The organism is Brevibacillus jepli, from assembly GCF_047229145.1.
GTDB lineage: Bacteria > Bacillota > Bacilli > Brevibacillales > Brevibacillaceae > Brevibacillus.
Window position 1 is genome coordinate 1 of record NZ_JBFEFW010000094.1, and the last position, 845, is coordinate 845.

The following is an 845-nucleotide window of genomic DNA, read 5'->3' on the forward strand; positions in this document are numbered from 1 at the left end:
TAGCGGACAAATCTGAGCCCTCGTTTTTCTAGTTCCATGTCCAATTCATGCAACATGATGTTGGAGAGCAGCGGACTGAGAGGCCCACCTTGCGGCACTCCTTCCTCGTTTGCTGTCTCCAGCCCGTTGATCATGATGCCCGATTCTAAATAGCTTCTGATAAGCCTGAGAAGTGTCTTTTCCTTGACACGTTTGGCGATAAGCCCCATTAACTTGTCATGGTTTACTTTGTCAAAGAATTTCTCTAAGTCTAAATCAACAACCCACCGTTTCCCCTCTTTCATAAATCCTTTAGCCTTCCGAACTGCATCATGTCCTCGCCTATTTGGGCGAAAGCCATAACTGTGTTCGGAGAACATCGGATCGAAAACTGGGGTCAGAATTTGAGCGATTGCCTGCTGGATAAAGCGGTCTGTCACAGTAGGAATTCCTAGCAACCGTACCCCACCGCTAGGTTTCGGGATTTCGACCCTTCGGACTGGTTGCGGTTGATAGGTACCATCCTCTAACTGTTGGCGGATGGAGTCCCAGTTGGTCATGATATGTTCACGTAGGGATTTTACTGACATACCATCCACACCGTGGCTCCCTTTATTCTTTTCCACTCTCTTTAATGCTGTCAGAAGGTTTTCCCGTGACAGAAGTTGCTTCATCATGTTGAGGTATTCCTTTCGCGTGAACGTTCTTTCTACTTGTGCCATTCTTACTTCAGCCCTCTCAGATTCCCCCGTGGAATTCACCACTTCCTCCTCTGGGCAAGTCCTTACGGATTGTCTGCCTCATTAGCAAGAATGAACGCCTAGCTTCTCGTTCTTCCTAGATGTTCGGTCCTTCCCTGTTCAGGC

1 protein-coding gene is annotated in these 845 nt (G+C 47.9%); it reads right to left on the bottom strand.

Features of this window, described 5'->3' with window-relative positions; translation table 11 throughout:
• Positions 1 to 656 (bottom strand): reverse transcriptase domain-containing protein (locus tag AB1L17_RS31420; protein ID WP_412848921.1); only part of this gene is annotated, 656 nt, incomplete at its 3' end.
• Between the last annotated feature and the right edge of the window lie 189 nt (positions 657 to 845).